At 74.9% G+C, this 20,730-nt stretch carries 22 protein-coding genes and 1 pseudogene; 12 read left to right on the plus strand and 11 right to left on the minus strand.

Annotated elements, in window-relative coordinates; all coding sequences use genetic code 11:
* From ABD353_RS29380 to ABD353_RS29395, 4 genes and pseudogenes are all read right to left on the minus strand, one after another.
* A pseudogene (locus ABD353_RS29380) lies at positions 1–619 on the minus strand (hypothetical protein); the annotation flags it as partial.
* A gap of 322 nt (positions 620–941) precedes the next feature.
* Positions 942–1,397, minus strand: a complete 456-nt coding sequence (locus ABD353_RS29385; protein ID WP_344626721.1) for a DUF6113 family protein — start codon at positions 1,395–1,397, stop codon at positions 942–944.
* Positions 1,394–2,281 (minus strand): N-acetyl-1-D-myo-inositol-2-amino-2-deoxy-alpha-D-glucopyranoside deacetylase, encoded by an 888-nt coding sequence (gene mshB / locus ABD353_RS29390; protein ID WP_344626722.1) that lies wholly within the window; start codon positions 2,279–2,281, stop codon positions 1,394–1,396. Before mshB ends, ABD353_RS29385 begins: the two co-directional genes overlap by 4 nt.
* 28 nt (positions 2,282–2,309) lie before the next feature.
* On the minus strand, positions 2,310–2,504 hold the full coding sequence (locus ABD353_RS29395) for a DUF2304 family protein (protein ID WP_030275935.1): 195 nt from the start codon (positions 2,502–2,504) through the stop codon (positions 2,310–2,312).
* Positions 2,505–2,803: 299 nt separating this feature from the next.
* On the opposite strand from ABD353_RS29395, the gene ABD353_RS29400 reads away from it, so the two are divergent.
* The 5 genes from ABD353_RS29400 (at position 2,804) to ABD353_RS29420 (ending at position 8,595) form a co-directional block, all read left to right on the plus strand.
* Positions 2,804–4,927 (plus strand): S9 family peptidase, encoded by a 2,124-nt coding sequence (locus ABD353_RS29400; RefSeq protein ID WP_344626723.1) that lies wholly within the window; start codon positions 2,804–2,806, stop codon positions 4,925–4,927.
* 128 nt (positions 4,928–5,055) lie between these two features.
* The gene (locus ABD353_RS29405; RefSeq protein WP_344626724.1) at positions 5,056–6,024 is read left to right on the plus strand and encodes an ABC transporter ATP-binding protein; all 969 of its coding nucleotides are present in this window, start codon (positions 5,056–5,058) and stop codon (positions 6,022–6,024) included.
* On the plus strand, positions 6,021–6,743 hold the full coding sequence (locus ABD353_RS29410; RefSeq protein WP_344626725.1) for an ABC transporter permease: 723 nt from the start codon (positions 6,021–6,023) through the stop codon (positions 6,741–6,743). Before ABD353_RS29405 ends, ABD353_RS29410 begins: the two co-directional genes overlap by 4 nt.
* An 8-nt stretch (positions 6,744–6,751) precedes the next feature.
* Positions 6,752–7,993 (plus strand): sensor histidine kinase, encoded by a 1,242-nt coding sequence (locus ABD353_RS29415; RefSeq protein ID WP_344626726.1) that lies wholly within the window; start codon positions 6,752–6,754, stop codon positions 7,991–7,993.
* A complete protein-coding gene (locus tag ABD353_RS29420) occupies positions 7,990–8,595 on the plus strand; it encodes a response regulator transcription factor (RefSeq protein WP_263103795.1) in 606 nt (201 codons plus the stop codon). Before ABD353_RS29415 ends, ABD353_RS29420 begins: the two co-directional genes overlap by 4 nt.
* A gap of 42 nt (positions 8,596–8,637) precedes the next feature.
* Here the strand turns inward: ABD353_RS29420 and ABD353_RS29425 are convergent, their stop codons facing one another.
* Together ABD353_RS29425 and ABD353_RS29430 are read right to left on the minus strand one after the other, a co-directional pair.
* Positions 8,638–9,507 (minus strand): transglutaminase family protein, encoded by an 870-nt coding sequence (locus ABD353_RS29425; protein WP_344626727.1) that lies wholly within the window; start codon positions 9,505–9,507, stop codon positions 8,638–8,640.
* A 37-nt stretch (positions 9,508–9,544) separates the two neighbouring features.
* Positions 9,545–10,561, minus strand: coding sequence for a GNAT family N-acetyltransferase (locus ABD353_RS29430; RefSeq protein WP_425555279.1), 1,017 nt, complete (start codon positions 10,559–10,561; stop codon positions 9,545–9,547).
* A gap of 130 nt (positions 10,562–10,691) precedes the next feature.
* Here ABD353_RS29430 and fdxA point away from each other — a divergent pair, with 130 nt between their 5' ends.
* On the plus strand, positions 10,692–11,018 hold the full coding sequence (gene fdxA / locus ABD353_RS29435; protein WP_030275917.1) for a ferredoxin: 327 nt from the start codon (positions 10,692–10,694) through the stop codon (positions 11,016–11,018).
* A gap of 26 nt (positions 11,019–11,044) precedes the next feature.
* Positions 11,045–12,190 carry a succinyldiaminopimelate transaminase gene (gene dapC / locus ABD353_RS29440; protein ID WP_344626729.1) on the plus strand — a complete coding sequence of 382 codons (1,146 nt, stop codon included), beginning with the start codon at positions 11,045–11,047 and terminating at the stop codon, positions 12,188–12,190.
* On the opposite strand, the gene ABD353_RS29445 is transcribed toward dapC, so the two are convergent.
* Positions 12,138–12,986, minus strand: coding sequence for a hypothetical protein (locus ABD353_RS29445; RefSeq protein ID WP_344626730.1), 849 nt, complete (start codon positions 12,984–12,986; stop codon positions 12,138–12,140). The genes dapC and ABD353_RS29445 overlap by 53 nt on opposite strands.
* Positions 12,987–13,307: 321 nt before the next feature.
* On the minus strand, positions 13,308–14,306 hold the full coding sequence (locus ABD353_RS29450; protein WP_344626748.1) for a VldE C-terminal domain-containing protein: 999 nt from the start codon (positions 14,304–14,306) through the stop codon (positions 13,308–13,310).
* 122 nt (positions 14,307–14,428) lie between these two features.
* Here ABD353_RS29450 and dapE point away from each other — a divergent pair, with 122 nt between their 5' ends.
* Together dapE and ABD353_RS29460 are read left to right on the plus strand one after the other, a co-directional pair.
* Positions 14,429–15,505 carry a succinyl-diaminopimelate desuccinylase gene (dapE, locus tag ABD353_RS29455; protein WP_344626731.1) on the plus strand — a complete coding sequence of 359 codons (1,077 nt, stop codon included), beginning with the start codon at positions 14,429–14,431 and terminating at the stop codon, positions 15,503–15,505.
* A 63-nt stretch (positions 15,506–15,568) separates the two neighbouring features.
* The gene (locus ABD353_RS29460; protein ID WP_344626732.1) at positions 15,569–16,381 is read left to right on the plus strand and encodes an LOG family protein; all 813 of its coding nucleotides are present in this window, start codon (positions 15,569–15,571) and stop codon (positions 16,379–16,381) included.
* A gap of 16 nt (positions 16,382–16,397) precedes the next feature.
* Here ABD353_RS29460 and folP read toward each other — a convergent pair whose 3' ends face one another.
* Positions 16,398–17,210: a dihydropteroate synthase gene (gene folP, locus ABD353_RS29465; protein WP_344626749.1), complete on the minus strand. Its 813-nt coding sequence runs from the start codon at positions 17,208–17,210 to the stop codon at positions 16,398–16,400.
* 159 nt (positions 17,211–17,369) lie between these two features.
* Between folP and ABD353_RS29470 the strand changes: the two genes are divergently transcribed.
* Together ABD353_RS29470 and ABD353_RS29475 are read left to right on the plus strand one after the other, a co-directional pair.
* A complete protein-coding gene (locus ABD353_RS29470; protein ID WP_344626733.1) occupies positions 17,370–17,885 on the plus strand; it encodes a DivIVA domain-containing protein in 516 nt (171 codons plus the stop codon).
* The gene (locus tag ABD353_RS29475) at positions 17,882–18,475 is read left to right on the plus strand and encodes a DNA-3-methyladenine glycosylase I (RefSeq protein WP_344626734.1); all 594 of its coding nucleotides are present in this window, start codon (positions 17,882–17,884) and stop codon (positions 18,473–18,475) included. The genes ABD353_RS29470 and ABD353_RS29475 overlap by 4 nt, the downstream gene beginning before the upstream one ends.
* On the opposite strand, the gene ABD353_RS29480 is transcribed toward ABD353_RS29475, so the two are convergent.
* Positions 18,460–19,260 (minus strand): enoyl-CoA hydratase-related protein, encoded by an 801-nt coding sequence (locus ABD353_RS29480; RefSeq protein WP_344626735.1) that lies wholly within the window; start codon positions 19,258–19,260, stop codon positions 18,460–18,462. The two genes, ABD353_RS29475 and ABD353_RS29480, sit on opposite strands and share 16 nt — an antisense overlap.
* A 324-nt stretch (positions 19,261–19,584) precedes the next feature.
* Here ABD353_RS29480 and ABD353_RS29485 point away from each other — a divergent pair, with 324 nt between their 5' ends.
* On the plus strand, positions 19,585–19,752 hold the full coding sequence (locus tag ABD353_RS29485; protein WP_014137929.1) for a DUF3117 domain-containing protein: 168 nt from the start codon (positions 19,585–19,587) through the stop codon (positions 19,750–19,752).
* A 174-nt stretch (positions 19,753–19,926) separates the two neighbouring features.
* Here ABD353_RS29485 and ABD353_RS29490 read toward each other — a convergent pair whose 3' ends face one another.
* A complete protein-coding gene (locus ABD353_RS29490; protein WP_263107973.1) occupies positions 19,927–20,583 on the minus strand; it encodes an O-methyltransferase in 657 nt (218 codons plus the stop codon).
* Between the last annotated feature and the right edge of the window lie 147 nt (positions 20,584–20,730).

A 20,730-nucleotide genomic window follows, 5' to 3' on the forward strand; every position in this document is an offset into this window, starting at 1 on the left:
GCGGGCCCGGCTGCGGCGCCCCGCCCGGGGCGCCGGCCGGCACGGGGGCGGGCCCGGCGTCCTGGCGGCCCTTCTGGCGCGGACGGAACCAGGCGCCGGTGGACTCCGACTCGCTGGTGCCGTCGGGGCGGCCCTGGCCGCCGGCGGGGCCACCGGCGGGGCCACCCTGGGGGCCGCCGTCCTGCCACTGCGGCGGCAGGTTCGCCGGGGCGTCGGCGGTGCCGGCGTCGACGAGGCCGAGGACGGGGGAGCCGGTGCCCTCGGAGCGCGGCCCGGGCGCACCCGCCCCGGCCGCGGGCTCCTCGTTCTTGACGGGGCTGCGCACCACGACCGGCGGGATCGGCCGGGAGCCGGGGATGTTGATCCGGATCCGGGTGGTCAGGGTGGTCTCGGTCTTCGGCACCTCGTCGGCCGCGGCCTCCGGGGCGCCGGGGCCCCCCTGGGTCGCGGTGCCGAAGGGGTCGTCGTTGCGGCCGTGCGCGAACGCGGCGGCGCCCGGCAGTCCGGTGCCGTACGGCGGGGTGCCGGAAGGGTAGGCGTCCGCCCCGTCCGCGGTGCGGCGGCCGGGGGTGGCCCCACGGGGCGACGGGTACGCGCTGTCAGATTCGCGGCTGCTCAATGCTGCTCTGCTCCGGGTTCGCGGCCGCGCCGACGGGCGGCGGCCGCGGGTTGTGGGACGTCCCTCCGCGTGCGGTGCGGCACCGCGCTGCGGACCGGACGGACCCTCCGACACCAGCTTCTTCACGTGTTGGCTGAGACGGCGCCGCCGCCACGCGACTGGGGCGAAGGTACCTTCCCGCCCTGCGTCCGAGGCATCCGGGGCTGTCGTTCCCCGGCCGATCGGACCGGAGGCACCCGCACCGGCACCACCATACTGGGAAGCGCCGGGAGCCGGTCCGGATCGGAAAGAAGCCGATATGTCCGATAATTCCGCTATCGGGCTATGCGTGGGGGTCCTTGACGGGCCGTTGCCGATCGTTGCCGGCCGCGCCGAAACCGAGGGGCGTCCGGGTCGGCAGCGTCGCACAGGCCACCCCGGCGACCGCGCCCGCGAACAGGTAGAGGTACGAGGTCAGACCGGCGGCCAGGACGAAATCGCCCTCCGGGCGGGGCGCCATCATCACCATCAGCACGGCGAACCAGCCGGCCAGCGGGATGCCCGCGCCGAGCTTCGTGCCCGTCAGCCGGAGCCCGCCGTAGAACACCCCGCCGGTCGCGCCCAGCGCCAGCAGCACGCCGAACGGGGGCCACAGGGCCTGCACGAACGCTCCGCACAACGAGACCGCGGCCCCCACGAGGAACAGCACCACGTAGGCCGCCACCCGGAAACCGCGCGGCGGCAGCGGCTCGGCCATGCGCTCCGAGCGGGTGCCCAGCACCACCTGCAGCGCCTTCACGGCGCCACCCCGGCGAAGAGGTCCGTCTCCGGCAGGACCCCGCCCGGCTCGCCGTGCACCAACTCGTAGTACTCGGTGGCCAGCAGCGGCTGCCCCAGGTCGTTGCTGAGCGCGAAGTACCGGCCGGCCACGGTGATCTGCGTCGCGTGCGCCCGCATCGCGGCCGCCTTCGCCCCGGCGTACGCCGTCCCGTCCAGCACCGTCGTCACCACCGCGTCGTCCACCACGCCGGGCACGTCGCCCGTGGCGGCGGTGCCGGGGAAGACCGCGGCGTCGGCCGTCTCCTTCAGCCCCTGCTCGATCACCGAGCGCGGCATCCGGTTGTAGTAGACCTTGGCGATCCGCCAGGCCGCGCCCAGCTCCGGGCGGTGCGCCGGGTCCGCGGCCAGCTCGTACGCCCGCAGCGCCACCCGGTGCGCCTGGACGTGGTCGGGGTGGCCGTAGCCGCCGTTCTCGTCGTAGGTGACCAGCACCTGCGGCCGGACCTCGCGGACCACCGCGACCAGGTGGTCGGCGGCCTCGTCCGGGTCGGCCTGCCAGAAGCAGTCCGGACGGTCGTTCTCGGCGACGCCCATCATCCCGGAGTCGCGGTAGCGGCCCGGGCCCCCGAGGAAGCGGAAGTCGGCGACGCCGACCGCGCGCATCGCCGCGGACAGCTCGCCGATCCGGTGCTCGCCCAGGGTGTCGTCCCGATCGGCCGTCAGGTGGGCCGACTCGGGCGGGATCACCTCACCGCCCTCGCCGAGGGTGCAGGTCACCAGCGTGACCAGGGCACCCTCGGCGGCGTACCGCGCCATGGTGGCTCCGTTGCCGATCGATTCGTCGTCGGGGTGCGCGTGCACCAGGAGCAGGCGGCGGGGCGGGCGGTCGGAGGCTGCGGTCATGGCCGTCAGCCTAGCGACCGCCGGTCCGTCAGAGCTTCAGGCCATTGATCATCCCTGCCACGTTGCTGGTGACCTCCTGGATCGACGGCGCGATCGAGGTGGAGGCGAGGTAGAAGCCGAGGAGCGCGCAGATGATCGCGTGCGCCAGTTTCAGGCCGGACCGGCGGACCAGGACCACCACGATGACCAGCATCAGCACGGCTGCGGAGACGGACAAAGCCATGAGGGCTCACACCCCTTCTCGGGTGCGCCGCCCGGGACGGGCGGCGGGTCGTGCGGGACGGGCTCTCGATCCGGAACCGGGAGGGAACGGGACGGTCCGGCTCCGTATCGCGATGAGCAACACATACCCGATCGGTGACCCCGGTATTACGTACCGTGAGGTGGGCAAGCGTGGCGCGGGGGTGCTCCGGACGGCCGAACGGCCGGTGGCACACGGCCCGTGGGCCCTCCGGGGGCCGTTGCCCGGGGCTGCTCCGAACGAGTGATCACCGGCGGGGGCAGGCCGTAGGGTCGGGTGCCATGACCACCGAGAACCCTGCGGACACCTTCCCCCGGCAGTACGCGCGGACCCTGCGCTACACCGTCGGCGCGCCCCGCTCCTTCGCCGTCGCACCCGACGGCGGCCGGGTCGTCTTCCTGCGCTCCGGCTCCGGCCGCGACCGCGCCAACAGCCTCTGGACCCTCGACCCCGCCACCGGCGAGGAGCGGGTCGCCGCCGACCCCGCCGCCCTGCTCGGCGGCGGCGAGGAACACCTCTCGGCCGCCGAGAGGGCCCGCCGCGAGCGCAGCCGCGAGGGCTCCGCCGGCATCGTCGGCTACGCCCTCGACGCCACCGGCTCGCTCGCCGCCTTCGCGCTCTCCGGCCGGCTCTTCGCCGCCGACCTCGCCACCGGCACCGCCCGCGAACTGCCCGCCGAGGGGCCGCTGCTGGACCCGCGGCCGGCCCCCGACGGCAGCCACGTCGCCTACGCCACCACCGCCGGCGCACTGCGCGTCACCCGCACCGACGGCGGCGGCGACCGCGCCCTCGCCGAGCCCGAGGCCGACGGAGTCACCTGGGGCCAGGCCGAGTTCGCCGCCCAGGAGGAGATGGACCGCGACCGCGGCTACTGGTGGTCGCCGGACAGCCGCCGGCTGCTCGTCGCCCGGGTCGACGACACCCCCGTCCGGCGCTGGTGGATCGCCGACCCGGCCAACCCCTCCGCCGCCCCCGCCGAGGTCGCCTACCCGGCCGCCGGCACCCCCAACGCCGAGGTCGGACTCTGGCTCGTCGACCTGGACGGCGGCGCCCGCACCGAGGTGGTCTGGGACCGCGCGGCCTTCCCGTACCTGGCCCGGGTGCACTGGTCGGCCGGCGGCGCCCCGCTGCTGCTCGTCCAGGCCCGCGACCAGCGCAGCCAGCAGATCCGCACCGTCGACACCGCCGACGGCAGCACCGCCCCGCTCGTCGAGGAGCAGGACGGCGCCTGGCTGGAGCTCTTCGGCGGCGTCCCCGCCTGGACTCCGGACGGCCGGCTGGTGCGGATCTCCGACGAGAGCGGCGCCCGCGCCCTGCTGATCGGCGAACGGACCGTCACCGACGCCGCGCTGCATGTCCGTTCCGTCCTCGCGGTGAGCGACGACGAGGTGCTCTTCACCGCCTCCGAGGGTGAGGCGGGCAGCGGCCGCCCGCCCGGCTGGACGGGCCTGTTCCGGGCCGGCGCGGACGGCGTCGCCCCGTTCGGGCCGGACGGCGACGGTGCCGCGGCCGCCGTCCACGCCAGCGGCACCACCGTGCTCTCCAGCGCCTCCCCGGACCGCCCCGGCACCCTCGTCCAGGTGCTGCGGGACGGCACCGCCGTGGCCACCGTCGCCTCGTACGCCGAGACGCCGCTGCTCACCGCCCGCCCCGCCTTCCGCTTCGCCGGCACCCGGCGGATCCCCGCCGCCGTCCTGCTGCCCACCGGCCACGACCCCGAGCGGGACGGCCCGCTGCCCGTCCTCATGGACCCGTACGGCGGACCGCACGGCCAGCGCGTCGTGCAGGCGCACAACCCGCACCTGACCTCGCAGTGGTTCGCCGACCAGGGCTTCGCCGTGGTGGTCGCCGACGGCCGCGGCACCCCCGGCCGCAGCCCCGCCTGGGAGAAGTCGATCCGGCACGACTTCGCCGGCATCACCCTCGACGACCAGGTGCACGCCCTGCACGCACTCGCCGAGGAGTTCCCGCTCGACCTCGGCCGGGTCGCGATCCGCGGCTGGTCCTACGGCGGCTACCTCTCCGCCCTCGCCGTGCTGCGCCGCCCGGACGTCTTCCACGCGGCCGTCGCCGGCGCCCCCGTCACCGACTGGCGGCTGTACGACACCCACTACACCGAGCGCTACCTCGGCCACCCCGAGCAGCACCCCGAGGTGTACGACGCCAACTCGCTGACCGCGGACGCGGCCAAGCTGGAACGGCCGCTGATGATCGTGCACGGGCTGGCCGACGACAACGTCGTCGCCGCCCACACCCTGCGGCTCTCCTCCGCGCTGCTCGCCGCCGGCCGCCCGCACACCGTGCTGCCGCTCTCCGGGGTCACCCACATGACCCCGCAGGAGCAGGTCGCGGAGAACCTGCTGCTGCTCCAGGTCGACTTCCTGAAGCGCTCGCTGGGGCTCTGACCCGCACCGGTGTCCTCGGCATGACATCCGTCATGCCGAGGACACGACGGCCCGCACTGCCGCCCGCCCCCCGCTCCGCGCGAGCCTGGTGGAGTCAGCGAAGCGGGCGTCGGAGGGACGGCGGGCAGATGGGTACGGGCACGGGGGAGGTCGCGGCCTTCCGGAACGTCAGCAAGCGCTACGGCCGCGTCACGGCGGTGGACGGGCTGGACCTCGTCCTGCGGCCGGGCGAGACGGTCGCGCTGCTCGGGCCGAACGGCGCGGGCAAGTCCAGCAGCCTCGACCTGCTGCTCGGCCTGCGCGAACCGGACACGGGCAGCGTCGAACTGTTCGGCGGCCCGCCGCGGGCCGCGATCGAGGCCGGCCGGGTCGGCGCCATGCTGCAGAGCGGCGGCCTGATGACCGAGGTCAAGGTCCGCGAACTGGTGGCCCTCGCCTGCGGCATCCACCCCCGCGGGCACACCGTCGACGCGGTGCTCGCCGAGGCCGGCATCACCGAGATCGCCGACCGCCGGGTCGACAAGCTCTCCGGCGGCCAGGAGCAGCGCGTCCGCTTCGCCCTCGCGGTGGCCGGCGCCAACGACCTGATCGTCCTCGACGAGCCCACCACCGGCATGGACGTCTCCGTCCGGCAGGCCTTCTGGGCCGCCATGCGGGCCCAGGCCGCGGCCGGCCGCACCGTGCTCTTCGCCACCCACTACCTGGAGGAGGCGGACTCGGTCGCCGACCGGGTGCTGGTGCTGCACAAGGGGCGGCTGATCGCCGACGGCACCTCCGCCGAGATCAAGGCCCGGGCGGGCGCCCGCCGGGTCGGCTTCGAACTGCACCCCGGCGACGGCGAGGCCGACGAGGCCCTGCTGCGCGCCCTGCCCGGCGTCGCCGGCCTGGAGGTCGGCGGGCGGGCCGGCGGAGTGCGCACCGTGCGGATCCGCGCCACCGACGCGGACGCCTGCGTCGCCGCCCTCTACCGCGCCGGACTGTACCCGCGCGGCCTGGAGGTCACCGGCCTCGGCCTGGAGCAGGCCTTCCTGACCATCACCGAGCAGGCCGCCGCCGACGAGGCGGCCGCGGCCCCCGCGAAGGAGACCGTGCGATGACCACCCTGATCCGGCTGGAGATCCTGCGCACCCTGCGCAACAAGCGGTACCTGATGTTCACGGTGCTCTACCCGGCGCTGCTGTACGTCTTCTTCATCAGCGCCTACAGCGGCGGCGACGTGGCCGGCGGCGTCCCGGCGAAGTCGTACTTCATGGTCTCGATGGCCACCTTCGGCGCGGTCGGCGCGGTGCTCACCGGCTCGGCGCAGCGGATCTCGCTGGAGCGGCGCAGCGGCTGGGTGCGGCAGCTGCGGCTGACCGCGCTGCCCGGGCGGGCGTACACGGTCGGCAAGATCGCCGCCTGTGCGGTGACCACGCTGCCGGCGATCCTGGTGGTCTTCGCGATCGGCGCGGTCGAGGGCGTGCAGCTGTCGGCGGGCCGCTGGCTGGGCCTCGCGGCGGTGCTGTGGCTCGGCAGCTTCGTCTTCGCCGCGCTGGGCGTGGCGCTCGGCTACGCGGCGGCGCCCGACGCGGTGCAGCCGATCGTGATGATCGTCTACATGCTGATGGCGCTGTTCGGCGGGACCTGGTTCCCGGTCGGCGACTCGCTGGTGGCCTTCGCCCGGTTCGACCCCGTCTACCTGTACAACCGGCTGGCCGCCTTCGTGCAGCCCGGCCAGGGACTGGACGGCGTCGCGGTGGCCGGCATGGCCGGATTCCTGGCGCTGTTCGTCGCGGCGGCGGCCTTCCTGTACCGCCGGGACACCCGGGCGGCATGATGGCCGGCATGGTCGACCAGGACAGGCACGCGGGCCCGGCGGAGCCCGGCACCTCCTTCCGGAACATCCCCGGCGCGAAGGTGGAGAGCCGCCGGCAACTGCTGGTGAAGCTCTGCTGGATGTCGCTGTGGGCGGTCTACCTGGCCTATCCGGTGAAGGACCTGGTGGACGGGCACCACGGCACCGCGGCGACGGTGTTCGGCTGGGCGGCGCTCGGCGTGTACCTCGCCTGCTACCTGTCGCTGGTGGCCTTCCGCTCGATCCGGCCGGGCACCTGGTCCGGGCACTACGCGCTGGTCGTGGTGATGGTCGCGCTGGCCCTCGTCACCCCCTTCGTGCTGGGGGAGGCCTGGCTGACCCTGTTCACCTACGCCTCGGTCTGCATCGCCGTGGTGGTGCCGAGCCGGTACAGCGTCGCCGGGGTCGGCGCGGCCACCGCGGCCGCCCTGCTGGTGGGCCTGCTGGTCGACGCCGACAAGGACACCCTGGTCGCGATCGTGGTGCCGTGCTTCCTCTCCGGCCTCGCCATGACCGGCCTGCAGCGGCTGATCTCCACCATGCAGGAGCTGCGCGAGGCCCGGGCCGCGGTGGCCCACCTCGCCGCGTCCGAGGAGCGGCTGCGGCTCGCCCGCGACCTGCACGACCTGCTCGGCCACTCGCTCTCGCTGATCACCATCAAGAGCGAGCTCGCCGGACGCTTCATGGACGCCGGCAAGCAGGAGCAGGCCCGCAGCCAGGTCGCCGACATCGAGAGCGTCGCCCGGCAGTCGCTGGTCGACGTCCGGGAGGCGGTCAGCGGCTTCCGCCGGCCCACCCTGCCGGTCGAGCTCGCCGCGGCCCGCACCGCGCTCACCACCGCCCGGATCACCCTGGAGGCCGCACCCGGCCTCACCGACGCCCGCCCCGGCCTGGACGGCGAGGAGGCCGGTGCGCTCGCCTGGGCGCTGCGCGAGGCGGTCACCAACATCGTCCGGCACGGCACCGACGCCACCGTCTGCACCGTCGCCATGGACGAGACCTGGGAGGACGACGGCCGGCGCTACGCCGTGCTGGAGGTCACCGACAACGGCCGCGGCCCCGGCAAGTCCGGCCCCGGCAACGGGCTGTCCGGCCTCGGCGAGCGCCTCGCCCTGGTCGACGGCCGGCTGGAGACCGGCCCCGGCCCGCACGGCCGGGGCTTCAGGCTGCGGGCGCACGTGCCGCTGAGGGCCGTCCCGGCGGCCGCGGCGACCGATAGTGTGCGCGAATGATTCGCGTGCTGCTGGCCGAGGACCAGGGGATGGTGCGGGAGGCCCTCGCCGCCCTGCTGGGACTCGAAGGGGACATCGACGTGGTCGCCCAGGTCGGGCGGGGGGACGAGGTCGTGGACGCGGCCGTCGCCCACGACGTGGAAGTGGCCGTGCTGGACATCGAGATGCCCGGGATGACCGGCATCGAGGCGGCGGGGGAGCTGCGCCGGCGCCGCCCCGGCACCAAGGTGGTGATCGCCACCACCTTCGGCAGGCCGGGCTACCTGCGCCGGGCGATGGAGTCCGGGGCGGACGCCTTCCTGGTCAAGGACGCCCCGGCGGCCGAACTGGCCGAGGCGATCCGCCGGGTGCTGCGCGGCGAGCGGGTGATCGACCCGACGCTGGCCGCCGCCGCGCTCGCCGAGGGCGCCAACCCGCTGACCGGGCGGGAGCTGGACGTGCTGGCCGCCGCCGCCGACGGCTCGGTCAACGCGGACATCGCCCGCCGGCTGCACCTCTCCGAGGGCACCGTCCGCAACTACCTGTCGATGGCGATCCAGAAGACCGGAGCCCGCAACCGGGCCGAGGCGGTGCGGGTCGCGAAGGAGAAGGGCTGGCTGTGAACGCCCGCCGGCCCGCCCGGCGCACGCGGCTGGCGCACCGCGTCAGTTGAGCCGGTGCCGGGCCGCCCGGGCGTCCTGCCGGGCCTTCGCCGCGGCCTCCGGGTCGAAGGCGTCCAGGATCCGCGCGTACTCCTCCATCTCGAGCGCCCCGGCCAGGAAGTCGCCGGTGCGGACGAGGAGTTCGGCGCGCTCCAGGCGCAGCTGGGCGGGGTGCCGGGGGAGCAGCAGGGCGAGCTCGGTGGCCCACAGCTGGGTGCGGGCGTGCTCGGGGCGGTCCGCGGCCCAGGCCCGGATGTTGCCGAGCACCCGCAGCACGATGTCCAACGGCTGTGCGGGGGTGAGGAGTTCGGTGCCGAACTGGTGCCCGGCGGCGGTCACCAGCTGCGCCGCGTCCGACAGGTCGAGCAGCCGGCCGCCGTGGAAGGGGTCGGCGAGGACGTAGTCGTTGCCGCCGGACGGGCCGGCCACCGCGACGATGAAGTGGCCGGGCAGCGCGATGCCGTGCACGACCAGGCCGGCCCGGGCGGCCACGCCCATCCACACCAGCGAGAGCGTGATCGGCAGTCCGCGCCGGCGCCGCAGCACCTCGGGCAGCAGCGAGGACTCCACCCGCCGGTAGTCCGCCTTGCGGCCGTGGAAGCGCTCGCGGCCGCCGAGCACCGCGGCGAGCAGGGCCGCCGTCTCCTCGGGACCGGCCGGCCGCCGCTCGGCGACCGCCCGGCGGACGGCGGCCGCGTGCCGGTCCAGTGCGGCGCCGCAGGCCGTCAGCAGTTCGTCCAGGGTGGGCGGCGGCGCCGGGTCCCCGGGCGTGCCGAAGGTGTGCTCGGCGGCCGCGAGCAGGCACAGCAGCACGGGATCGGGGCGTTCGGCCCGGGCCTCGGCGCGGAAGCGGGATCTGCTCTGCTCGGTCACAGCAGCCTTCGTCGGTACTGAGGTGGCGGGGTGAACGCTACCGCTCGGGGAGCCGGGCGTAGTGGTAAGTGTGACTTGTGGTGAAGCCCAGCCCGTCGTAGAGCGCGATCGCGCCGGCGTTCTCGGCCTCCACCTGCAGGTACGCGCCGCTCGCCCCCTCCTCGGCGGCGCGGGCCGCGAGCACGGCCATCACCGCGGTGCCGAGCCCGGAGCGGCGGGCCGACGGGTCGACCTCGATCGCGGAGAAGCCGGCCCACGGGCCGTCGACGACGGCCCGGCCGATCGCCAGCGGGGCGCCGCCGTCCGGGTCGGGGACGGTCGCGAACCAGACCGAGGGGCCGCCGTGCAGCACCTCGGCGGCGGCCCGCTCCACCGCGGTGTCGGCGCTCACCCGGCGGTAGCGGGACATCCAGCGGGCGTCGGCCGTCCGGGAGAGCCGGACCCGGCCGTGCGACGCGGCGGCGGCCCGGGCGAGCGGGGCGAGCGGCGCGGTGCGGAACAGCGTCTCGGCCTGCCCGGCGCCGAGTCGGGCGAGTTCGGCGGCGAGGTCGCCGGGCGAGCCGGGTTCGAGCACCTCGACGTACGCCGGCAGCGAACGGGCCGCGTACCAGGCGCGGACCTCGTCCAGCGCCCGTGCGAGCGGGCGGCCGGGGTCGCCGAGGGCCTGGACGGAGTTGGCCCGCCGGGTGAATCCGGCGGAGGCGCGCAGCACCCAGGCGCCGAGCCGCTCCTGCTCGACCGCGGGCCAGCCGCGGGCGGCCGTCCGCTGCAGCTCGACGGGGTCGGCGGCCGGCTGCGGCGCCCGGCGGGCCGGGAAGGGCGGCACCGGCTTGCCCGCGACGAGCAGTTCCTCGGGGAAGACCACCGGCTCGCCGCTGCGGGGCACCACCGCGAGGCCGTTCTCGTCCCAGGATGCGAGCACCCCGATCACATCGCGGAACACCGGCCGTCCGTCGACCAGCTCCGCGATGCGCCGCACGGACACCCGTCGTCCCACGTCAGAGGGGTTCAGACGGACCTCCGGGCGGCCTGTCGCGGGGGCTCTGTCCGCCATCGAGGGCACCTCCTGTGCATTTGCGGTCTCCGACCCGCGATACTAGGGGCGGGCATCGACGACGCCGCGCTCACCCGCGCACGCAAGCAAACAGTTTGGGCCGCCGGCCCTGCCGAGGAGGAACGACAGCGTGACCTACGTCATCGCGCAGCCTTGTGTCGACGTCAAGGACAAGGCGTGCATCGAAGAGTGCCCGGTTGACTGCATCTACGAGGGCGAGCGCTCCCTCTACATCCACCCGGATGAGTGTGTCGACTGCGGCGCCTGCGAGCCGGTCTGCCCGGTCGAGGCGATCTTCTACGAGGACGACACTCCGGAGGAGTGGAAGGACTACTACAAGGCGAACGTCGAGTTCTTCGACGACCTCGGTTCGCCCGGTGGTGCCTCGAAGCTCGGCCTGATCGAGAAGGACCACCCGTTCATCGCGGCCCTGCCGCCGCAGAACGCCGACCACTGACGACACTGATCGGTGACAACTGAGTCGTGAGCACCCATCACACCGCGCGCGCGCCGTTCCCGGGCCACCCGGGGGCGGCGCGCCGCGTTTCCGAGCTGCTTCCGGTCTTCCCGTGGGACCGGCTGGAGCCGTACAAGCGGACCGCCCTCGCACACCCGGACGGGCTGTGCGACTTCTCCGTCGGCACCCCGGTCGACCCGGTGCCCGAGGTGATCCAGAAGGCGCTGGCCGCCAGCACGGACACCCCCGGCTATCCGACCGTCTGGGGCCCGCCGGAGCTGCGCGAGGCGATCGCCGGCTGGCTGAACCGCCGCTGCGGCGCCGAGATCGGCCCGGAGGCCGTCCTGCCGACCGTCGGCTCCAAGGAGCTGGTGGCCTGGCTGCCCGGCCAGCTCGGCCTCGGCCCGGGCGACCAGGTGGCGTACCCGCGGCTGGCCTATCCGACGTACGAGGTGGGTGCCCGGCTGTGCGGCGCCGAGCCGGTGGCGTACGAGGACGTCGACGAGCTCGAGGGCTCCCGGGTGCGGCTGCTCTGGCTGAACTCGCCGTCCAACCCGACCGGCCGGGTGCTCGCCGCGGACGAGCTGCGCCGCGCGGTCGCCTGGGCCCGCGAGCACGGCGCGCTGCTGGTCAGCGACGAGTGCTACCTGGAGCTCGGCTGGGAGGCCGAGCCGGTGTCGGTGCTGCACCCCGAGGTGTGCGGCGGCTCCCACGAGGGCCTGCTGGCCGTCCACTCGCTCTCCAAGCGGTCCAACCTGGCCGGCTACCGGGCCTCCTTCGTGGCCGGCGACGAGGTCGTCGTCCGGGAGCTGCTGGAGGTCCGCAAGCACGGCGGCATGATCGTGCCCGCCCCGGTGCAGGCGGCGACCGCCGCGGCGCTCGCGGACGACGCGCACGTGGCCGAGCAGCGGGCCCGCTACGCGGCCCGCCGCACGGCGCTGCGCGGCGCCCTGGAGGCGCACGGCTTCACCATCGAGCACTCGGAGGCCAGCCTCTACCTGTGGGCGACCCGGGGCCGGCCGTGCTGGGAGACGGTGGCGGAGCTCGCCGAGCTGGGCATCCTGGTGGCGCCCGGCGACTTCTACGGGCCGGCCGGCGACCGGCACGTGCGGGTGGCGTTCACCGCCACCGACGAGCGGGTCCGCGCGGCCGTGGCCCGGCTCGGCGGCTGACGCCGGCGACCGACGGACGAAGGGCCGGCCCCCGCTCGGGGGCCGGCCCTTCGTCGTGCGGCGGGTGGCGCGGGGCGCCGCCGATGCCGCCGACACCGCCGAGCAGGCCCCCGAGCGGGGTGCCGCCGAGCACGCCGCCCAGCAGGTCGGTCGGGTTGGAGCCGAGCGAGGGCACGCCGCCCAGGCGGTTCGCCGCGGCCGGCGAGCCGGTCAGGGTGCCGAGGGTGTCCGCGCCGGGCAGCGCCTGCGGGATGCCGCCGGTGGGCAGTGCGCTGGTCAGGGTGCCGGTGGGCAGGCCGCTGGTGGGCAGCGCGCCGGTGACGGTGCCGAGCGGGCCGCCGGCGCGGGCGCTGCGGGTGCCGGGCACCGCGGGCAGCACCTTCTCGGCGACCGCCGGGCCCGCTCGGTCGACCAGCGCGGGGGCGACCCGGCCGGCCACGGTGGTGAGCGCGCCGGTGGCGGCGGTGGTCTTGCCGGCGGTGTTGGTCACCGGGCCGAGGGCCGTGTCGGCGTCCGGCAGCGCGGAGGCGACGGTGTGGCCGGCGGCGTCGCCCGCGGCCGGGACACCGGTGGCGACCGTGGCGGCGCCGGTGGCGCCCGCGGACTGGCCGAGCTCGTGGGCGGCGCCCTGCACGGTGCCGGAGGGGGAGTCGAGCTGGGTGAGGCCGGATCCCAGGTCGGTCCCCTGCGGCACCAGGTCGGCGGCCGAGGCGGAGCCGGCCGCGATCAGGGGCGTCGCGCCGGCCGCGACGAGCAGTGCGGCCTGGGCGATCCGGCGCGTGAGGGGGTGAGACATGGTGCTCCTAAGACGAGAGGACATGGCCGTCCGTCGGGCGGACGACGTGAATACCGCTCGGGAGCCGGGAAGGTTTCGCCCGCCGAAGGTAAAGGGCAGGCAAAGATCGGACGATCGTCTTTGCGCCGCACCCGGCGCCCGGTCCCCCGCGGGGGTGAGTGAAGAACCGTCACTTCCCTTGTCGCGGCGGGTGCCGGCACTACTCCGACCGGCCCCGCGCGGCGGCCCGCGGCCGAGCGCCCGGCGGTCCACCGCCGTTGACCGCTGTCACCCGCCGGGTCGACACCCGCTCACGGGTTCGTCAACGCACCGTCACCGCGGTCACGGCGCCCCGAGGGTGACCAGCACCCGGTCCGCCCGGTCCTCCGCGCCCTTCGCCTGCCAGCCGTCCGTGGGCCGGTCGAAGCGCCACACCCGCCCGTCGTAGGAGACCGCGCCGATGCCGAGCTCCTGCGCGTGCGCCACCGCCCACTGGGCCACCGCCCAGCCCGACTGCTTCTGGCCCTCCGCACCGGAGTCGGTCGAGGCCGAGGCCTGCGGGCTCAGCGCCAGCACCGCCCGCGCGTCCTTGGGCGCCTTCGGCGCGTCCGACACCGCCACCATCCGCCCGAACTCGCGGCGGACCTTCTCGCCGACGTCCGCCGGGCGCGGCCCGCCCGACGGCGAGGCCGCGGCCGAGGGCGAACCGGAGGCGGAGGCGACCGCGGCGACCGGCTCGGCCAGGTCGTGCACCACGCAGTCGAGCGCGGCCGGCTCGCGGCCGGTCAGCGCCGAGGTCACCAGCATCGCGTTGGACTCGTGCTTGGCGTACGCCTGCGGGAAGCCGCTCTTCTGCACCTGCTGCGCGGCGTCGGTCAGCGGCATCCGGGCGTACCCGGGCACCTTCACCAGGCCGTCCAGGAACTTGTTGGTGGCGTACACCGGGTCCTTGATCTGCTCCGCGGTGCCCCAGCCCTGGGACGGGCGCTGCTGGAACAGGCCGATCGAGTCGCGGTCGCCGCCGGTGAGGTTGTGGATCTTGGACTCCTGCATCGCGGTGGCCAGCGCGATCGTCACCGCCCGCTCCGGCAGGCCGCGGGACATCGCCACCGCGGCGATCGTCGAGGCGTTGGCGGCCTGCGCCAGGTCCAGCGTCCCGGTGCCCGCCGCCGTGGTGATCCGACAGCCCTCCGGCGGCACGATCAGCCGGTCCCGGTTGAGGTACAGCACCAGGCCCGCGACCAGCGCCACCGCCACCAGGCCGATCAGCACCCGGCGCAGCAGCCGCGGCCGGCGGCGCCGTCCCGACGCCGTGGAACCGTCCGCCCCGCCCTCCGCCATTCCGGCCACCAGTGCCCCTCTCGCTCGCTGTGCGCACACCGTACCCACTCCGACGGCCCGCCGGCCCCGGGCGGTTGCGCCACCCGTCGTGGCGGGCCGCGGCACCGATACGCTAAACCACCATGAGCAGCCCGAACACGCCCCTCGACCTGTCCCTCGACGGCGGTGCGCTGACCGCGCAGCTGGTCGACTTCCCGTCCGTCAGCGGCGACGAGCAGGCGCTGGCCGACGCCGTCGAGAACGCGCTGCGGGCGCTGCCCCACCTCACGGTCGACCGCCACGGCAACAACGTCGTCGCCCGGACGAACCTCGGCCGCGCCGAGCGGGTGCTGCTCGCCGGCCACCTGGACACCGTGCCGATCGCCGACAACCTGCCCTCCCGCGTCGAGGGCGACCTGCTGTACGGCTGCGGCACCTCCGACATGAAGTCCGGCGTCGCCGTGCAGCTGCGGCTCGCCGCCACCCTCACCGAGCCGAACCACGACCTCACCTTCGTCTTCTACGACTGCGAGGAGGTCGAGGCCACCCGCAACGGCCTCGGCCACCTCGCCAAGGAGCACCCCGACTGGCTGGCCGCCGACTTCGCGGTGCTCATGGAGCCCAGCGGCGCCGTCGTCGAGGGCGGCTGCCAGGGCACCCTGCGCGCCGAGATCGTGCTCACCGGCACCCGCGCCCACTCGGCCCGCAGCTGGCTCGGCGACAACGCCATCCACAAGGCCGTCGAGGTGCTGCGCAGGCTCGCCGAGTACGAGCCGCGGCGGGTGCTGATCGACGGCCTGGAGTACCGCGAGGGCCTCAACGCCACCCGGATCGACGGCGGCGTCGCGGGCAACGTCATCCCCGACGAGTGCACCGTGCAGGTCAACTTCCGCTACGCGCCCGACCGCAGCGAGCAGCAGGCGGCCGACCACGTCCGCGAGGTCTTCGCGGGTTACGGGCTCCGCGTCACCGACACCGCCCCCGGCGCGCTGCCCGGCCTCGACCGCCCCGCCGCGCGGGCCTTCCTGGACGCGGTCGGCGGCGAGGCCCGGGCCAAGTTCGGCTGGACGGACGTCGCCCGGTTCAGCGCCCTCGGCGTGCCCGCCGTCAACTACGGGCCGGGCGACCCGAACCTCGCCCACAAGCGCGACGAGCACTGCTCGCTGAGCGCGATCGCCGAGGTCGAACGGCGCCTCGCGGCCTGGCTGACCGGCGCCTGACGTCCACCCTGCCGCCACCCGCCGTTCGCCGTATTCGGTGGACGGCGGGCGTAGGGTTTCGTCATGACAGGCACTGGAGACGTAAAGCACTACGGGCACGGTCCCGAAGAAGTCGACGCGCCCGCGCCCAAGAAGCCCTGGCCCGAGAAGCAGAAGGGCCCGGTGCTGCTCCGCCGCGACCAGGTCGGCACCAGCACCACGGACCAGCGTCTGCTGGACACCACCGGCCCGACCGACTGGCTGCACACCGACCCCTGGCGGGTGCTGCGGATCACCTCGGAGTTCGTCGAGGGCTTCGGCGCGCTCGCCGAACTCCCGGCCGCCGTCAGCGTCTTCGGCTCCGCCCGGACCCCGGTCGACTCCACCGAGTACGCCGCGGGCGTGGCCATCGGCCGGGCCCTGGCCGAGGCCGGCTACGCCGTCATCACCGGCGGCGGCCCCGGCGCCATGGAGGCGGCCAACCGCGGCGCGTCCGAGGCCGGCGGCCTCTCCGTCGGACTCGGCATCGAGCTGCCCTTCGAGCAGGGCCTCAACGAGTTCGTCGACCTGGGCCTGAACTTCCGGTACTTCTTCGTCCGCAAGACGATGTTCGTGAAGTACGCGCAGGGCTTCGTGGTGCTGCCCGGCGGGCTCGGCACCCTGGACGAGCTGTTCGAGGCGCTCACCCTCGTCCAGACCCGCAAGGTCACCAGGTTCCCGGTGATCCTCTTCGGCACCGCCTACTGGGGCGGCCTGGTCGACTGGCTGAAGAACACCCTCATCGCCGAGGGCAAGGCCTCCCCCCAGGACCTCGACCTCTTCCACGTGGTGGACGACGTCGACGACGTCCTGAAGATCCTGGCGGAGACCCGCCGCCCGAACGGCGCCCGGATCTGACGGCCGGGCCGAGGCCCTACGCGAGCCCCCGGCGGGCCACCGCCGGGGGCCGGGTGCCGCGGATCGAGGCCACCATGTCCAGCACCTGCCGGGTCTCGGCGACCTGGTGCACCCGGTAGACCTGTGCACCCAGCCAGGCCGAGACCGCGGTGGTGGCGAGGGTGCCGAGCAGCCGCTCGTCGACCGGCCGGTCCAGGGTCTCCCCGACGAAGTCCTTGTTGGAGAGCGAGACCAGCACCGGGTAGCCGGTCGCGGTCATCTCCGGCAGCCGCCGGGTGGCCTCCAGCGAGTGCCGGGTGTTCTTGCCGAAGTCGTGGCCCGGGTCGATGACCACGGCGTCCCGCCGCACCCCGAGCTCCACCGCGCGTTCCGCGAGGCCCAGGGTGACCGCCAGGATGTCGGCCATCACGTCCTCGTAGCCGACCCGGTGCGGCCGGGTGCGCGGCTCGGCGCCGCCCGCGTGGGTGCAGACCAGGCCGGCGTCGTACCGGGCGGCGACTTCGGCGAGCTTCGGGTCCACGCCGCCCCAGGCGTCGTTCAGCAGGTCGGCGCCGGCCTCGCAGACCGCCTCGCCGACCTCGTGCCGCCAGGTGTCCACGCTGATCACCGCGTCCGGGTGGCGCTTGCGCAGCTCGGCGACGAACGGCACGGTGCGGCGCAGCTCCTCCTCGACGGTGACCTCCTCGCCGGGTCCGGCCTTCACCCCGCCGATGTCCAGGATCGCCGCACCCTCGGCGATCGCGCGGTCGGCGGCGGCGAAGGCGGCCTCGTCGGCGAAGGTCGCACCCCGGTCGAAGAAGGAGTCCGGGGTGCGGTTGACGATCGCCATGATCACCAGCTCGTCGTCGCCGAACTCGCGCGGGCCAAGGCGCAGTGCCACCGGAATCTCCTCCACAGCTCGCCCGGGTGCAATGATGGGCCCCGGCCTGTCCGGGGACCATGATCCCACCATTGCCGGAGACGGGCCGGTGACTGACGGAGGCGGCTCGTGTTCTGGGTGATCGTGGCGGCGATGGCCGTGGTGGTCGGCGGTGCGGCGCTGGTGGCGCTCGGTGGCGGCGGCACGCTTCCGGAGGCGCTGCCCGACCGGATCACCGCCCGGCTGCCGCAGGACCGGCCGCTCGGCCGGCACGACGTGGACGAACTGCGGCTGCCGATGGCGCTGCGCGGCTACCGCATGGACGAGGTCGACAACGTACTCGACCGGCTCGGCGCGGAGCTCTCGCTGCGGGACGCGCGGATCGCCGAGCTGGAGGCCGCCGCGGTCGTCCGGGGCGCGGTGGAGCCGGCGCCCGGGCAGCCGCAGGACGAGCCGCTGCCGGGGCTGGAGGCCTTCGCCGCGGTGGTCGAGCCCGCCGAGCCCGCCGAGCCCCGGACCGCACCGGCCGCGCAGCCGCAGGACGAGCCGCTGCCGGAGCAGGCGGCCGACGAGCGGACGGCCGACGAGCGGCCCGCGGACCCGCGCGCCGACCTCTTCAAGAAGCACGGACCGGAGCAGTCGTGACCGGCGCCGTCCTCGGCCCCGACGGGCTGCTGCGCTGCGGCTGGGGCGAGTCCGCGGACGACTACCGCCTCTACCACGACACCGAGTGGGGCCGGCCGGTGCACGGCGACGCCGCCCTGTTCGAGCGGATCAGCCTGGAGGCCTTCCAGTCCGGGCTGTCCTGGATCACCATCCTGCGCCGCCGGGAGGGCTTCCGGGCCGCGTTCGCGGGCTTCGACATCGCCGCGGTCGCCGCGTACGGCCCGGCCGACACCGAGCGGCTGCTGCAGGACACCGGCATCATCCGCAACCGGGCCAAGATCGAGGCGACGGTGGCCAACGCCCGCGCCGCCCTCGACCTGGACGGCGGCCTGGACGAGCTGGTCTGGCGGTTCGCCGCCGACCCGGCCCGGCCGGCCCCCCGCACGCTCGCCGAGGTGCCGGCCGTGACCCCGGAGTCCACCGCACTGGCCAAGGAGCTCAAGAAGCGCGGCTTCCGCTTCGTCGGCCCGACCACCGCCTACGCGCTGATGCAGGCCTGCGGCCTGGTCGACGACCACCTGGCGGACTGTCACGCGCGCGGGGCGGCCGCCGGTCAGCGCCCGACGTAGGCCGGCTTCTCCTTGGCGACGAAGGCCCGGACGGCGATCCGGTGGTCCTCGCTCTCGCCGGCCCGGGTCTGCAGCTCGTCCTCCTTCTCCAGCAGCTCGCTGAAGGAGTGCGAGGCGGCGTACGCCAGCGACTCCTTGACGGCGGCGTAGGCCACCGTCGGGCCGGCCGCCAGCTCTGCGGCGAAGGCCCGTGCGGTGGCGGCGAGTTCGGCGGTCGGCACCACCCTGGTGGCGAGGCCCAGGCCGAGCGCCTCGTCCGACTTCACCGTGCGGGGGAGCATCAGCAGCTCGGTGGCGCGGGCGTGGCCGACCAGCCGCGGCAGCGTCCAGGAGACGCCCGAGTCGGCGGTCAGTGCGACGCCGACGAAGGAGGTGTTGAAGCCGGCGGTGTCGGCGACGATCCGGAAGTCGCAGGCGAAGGCCAGCCCGGCGCCTGCACCGGCCGCCACCCCGTTCACCGCGGCCACGGTCGGCTTGGCCATCCCGGCGAGCGCCCGCAGCAGCGGGTTGTAGTGCTCGGAGACGGTCTTCAGCGCGCCCTCGCCGGTCTCCTCGGCCCGCTTGAGCAGGCCCAGGTGCTCCTTGAGGTCCTGCCCGACGCAGAACGCCCGGTCCCCGGCGCCGGTCAGCAGCACGGCCCGCACCGCCGGGTCGTTCGCGGCCTCGGTGACGGTGTCGCGCAGCGCCACCTTGGTCGCCGTGTCGAGCGCGTTCATCGCGTCCGGGCGGTTGATGGTGATGACGGCCAGGCCGCCGTCGAGCTCGTACAGCACGGAGTCGGACATCGGGTGAGGGCTCCCCTGGTCGTGGTGGGTGGCACGGCGGCGCCGCGGCTCGTGGCCTCGGCCACGGACTCAGCATGACGGAGCGCGGGGCCGGCTGGGGAGTGTGAGGTACCGCACCTTCGAATGTCGTGCCGAGCACCGGCGAAATGGGGCTTTGGGCAGGTTGTCGGACGGTTTGGGCGGGTGCGGGCACGGTTGCGCGGAGAGTGATGTTGGTCATCGGGGTGCGGGATGCGGGATAATGGCTTCCGATCAATGCGTTCGATACCGGTGGTGGACGGACCTCCGGTACGTAGCTGAGCGGTTGCAGGAAGGGGAACGAGCATGGCGGCCATGAAGCCGCGGACGGGTGACGGCCCGCTCGAGGTCACCAAAGAGGGGCGGGGCATCATCATGCGAGTTCCGCTCGAGGGCGGCGGTCGCCTGGTGGTGGAGCTGACGCCCGATGAGGCGGATGCCCTGGGCGAGGCCCTGAAGAAGGCCTGCGGCTGACCGCAGCGGGTGCTCCCCTCATCTCCTGGAGATGCCGACAGGGCCCGGATTCGCGCCAGAATCCGGGCCCTGTGCCGTGCCCGGACACCTGCGCGGCCCGCGCCGGGACAGCCTGACGGCTGACCTGCGGGACTGACCCGCGGGACCCGGCCGACACGCCCGCCGGACGCCCTGTCAGCGCTTGACGGCGCAGAGCAGCCCGTCACTGACCGGCAGCAGCGCGGGCAGCAGCCGGTCGCTCTCCCGGACGTCCCGGACGAGCTCGCGCACCGCGTGGGTCTGCGGGTCGTCGAGGTCCGGTTCGGCCAACCGGCCCTCCTGGAAGACCCCCTCGAAGCAGACGATCCCGCCCGGCCGCAGCAGCCGCAACGATTCTGCGAGGTAGGCGCGGGACTCGGCCGGGTCACCGTCGCAGAACACCAGGTCGTACTGGCCGTCCGCGAGCCGCGGCAGCACGTCCAGCGCCCGGCCCGGGATGAACCGCGCCCGGTTGGGGGCGAAGCCGGCCGCGAGGTACGCCTCCCGCGCGCACTGCTGGCGCACCGGCTCGGTGTCGACGGTCGTCAGCACGCCGTCCGGCCGCATCCCGCGCAGCAGGTAGACCCCCGAGACGCCGGTGCCGGTGCCGATCTCGGCGACCGACTTGGCGTCCAGCGCGGCCGCCAGCAGCCGCAGGAAGGCTCCGCCGCTCGGCCCGATCGCGCGTATTCCGGCCCGCGCCGACTGGGCCCGGGCGTAGGTCAGCACCGCGTCCTCGCCGACGTAGGTGTCGGCGAGAGCCGCCCGCTCGGGCCCGAACTCGGTGATGGCTGCCTCTCCGGAACGCCTGATGCCGACCCGATGTCGACATTTTCAGCCACAGATTACTGGCCGACCGGGAACCGCGTTCGGCGGCGGGCCGTTGATGGGAACAGGACTTGGCGATCGGGGTGCGCACGACGCCGTCCGCGCGGCCCCGCCGGGGCGGCGGCGGAGGGG

The sequence above is a fragment of the Kitasatospora arboriphila genome (genome assembly GCF_039528095.1).
GTDB lineage: Bacteria > Actinomycetota > Actinomycetes > Streptomycetales > Streptomycetaceae > Kitasatospora > Kitasatospora arboriphila.

What these genes read in the sequence shown, in the direction of transcription:
- ABD353_RS29420 (WP_263103795.1), top strand. Translation starts at nt 7,990, where the DNA reads ATGATTCGCGTGCTGCTGGCCGAGGACCAGGGGATGGTGCGGGAGGCC.
- ABD353_RS29395 (WP_030275935.1), bottom strand. Translation starts at nt 2,504, where the DNA reads ATGGCTTTGTCCGTCTCCGCAGCCGTGCTGATGCTGGTCATCGTGGTG.
- ABD353_RS29415 (WP_344626726.1), top strand. Translation starts at nt 6,752, where the DNA reads ATGGTCGACCAGGACAGGCACGCGGGCCCGGCGGAGCCCGGCACCTCC.
- ABD353_RS29460 (WP_344626732.1), top strand. Translation starts at nt 15,569, where the DNA reads ATGACAGGCACTGGAGACGTAAAGCACTACGGGCACGGTCCCGAAGAA.
- ABD353_RS29485 (WP_014137929.1), top strand. Translation starts at nt 19,585, where the DNA reads ATGGCGGCCATGAAGCCGCGGACGGGTGACGGCCCGCTCGAGGTCACC.
- dapE (WP_344626731.1), top strand. Translation starts at nt 14,429, where the DNA reads ATGAGCAGCCCGAACACGCCCCTCGACCTGTCCCTCGACGGCGGTGCG.
- folP (WP_344626749.1), bottom strand. Translation starts at nt 17,210, where the DNA reads ATGGCGATCGTCAACCGCACCCCGGACTCCTTCTTCGACCGGGGTGCG.
- ABD353_RS29445 (WP_344626730.1), bottom strand. Translation starts at nt 12,986, where the DNA reads ATGTCTCACCCCCTCACGCGCCGGATCGCCCAGGCCGCACTGCTCGTC.
- ABD353_RS29480 (WP_344626735.1), bottom strand. Translation starts at nt 19,260, where the DNA reads ATGTCCGACTCCGTGCTGTACGAGCTCGACGGCGGCCTGGCCGTCATC.
- mshB (WP_344626722.1), bottom strand. Translation starts at nt 2,281, where the DNA reads ATGACCGCAGCCTCCGACCGCCCGCCCCGCCGCCTGCTCCTGGTGCAC.
- ABD353_RS29430 (WP_425555279.1), bottom strand. Translation starts at nt 10,561, where the DNA reads ATGGCGGACAGAGCCCCCGCGACAGGCCGCCCGGAGGTCCGTCTGAAC.
- ABD353_RS29410 (WP_344626725.1), top strand. Translation starts at nt 6,021, where the DNA reads ATGACCACCCTGATCCGGCTGGAGATCCTGCGCACCCTGCGCAACAAG.
- ABD353_RS29400 (WP_344626723.1), top strand. Translation starts at nt 2,804, where the DNA reads ATGACCACCGAGAACCCTGCGGACACCTTCCCCCGGCAGTACGCGCGG.
- ABD353_RS29405 (WP_344626724.1), top strand. Translation starts at nt 5,056, where the DNA reads ATGGGTACGGGCACGGGGGAGGTCGCGGCCTTCCGGAACGTCAGCAAG.
- ABD353_RS29450 (WP_344626748.1), bottom strand. Translation starts at nt 14,306, where the DNA reads ATGGCGGAGGGCGGGGCGGACGGTTCCACGGCGTCGGGACGGCGCCGC.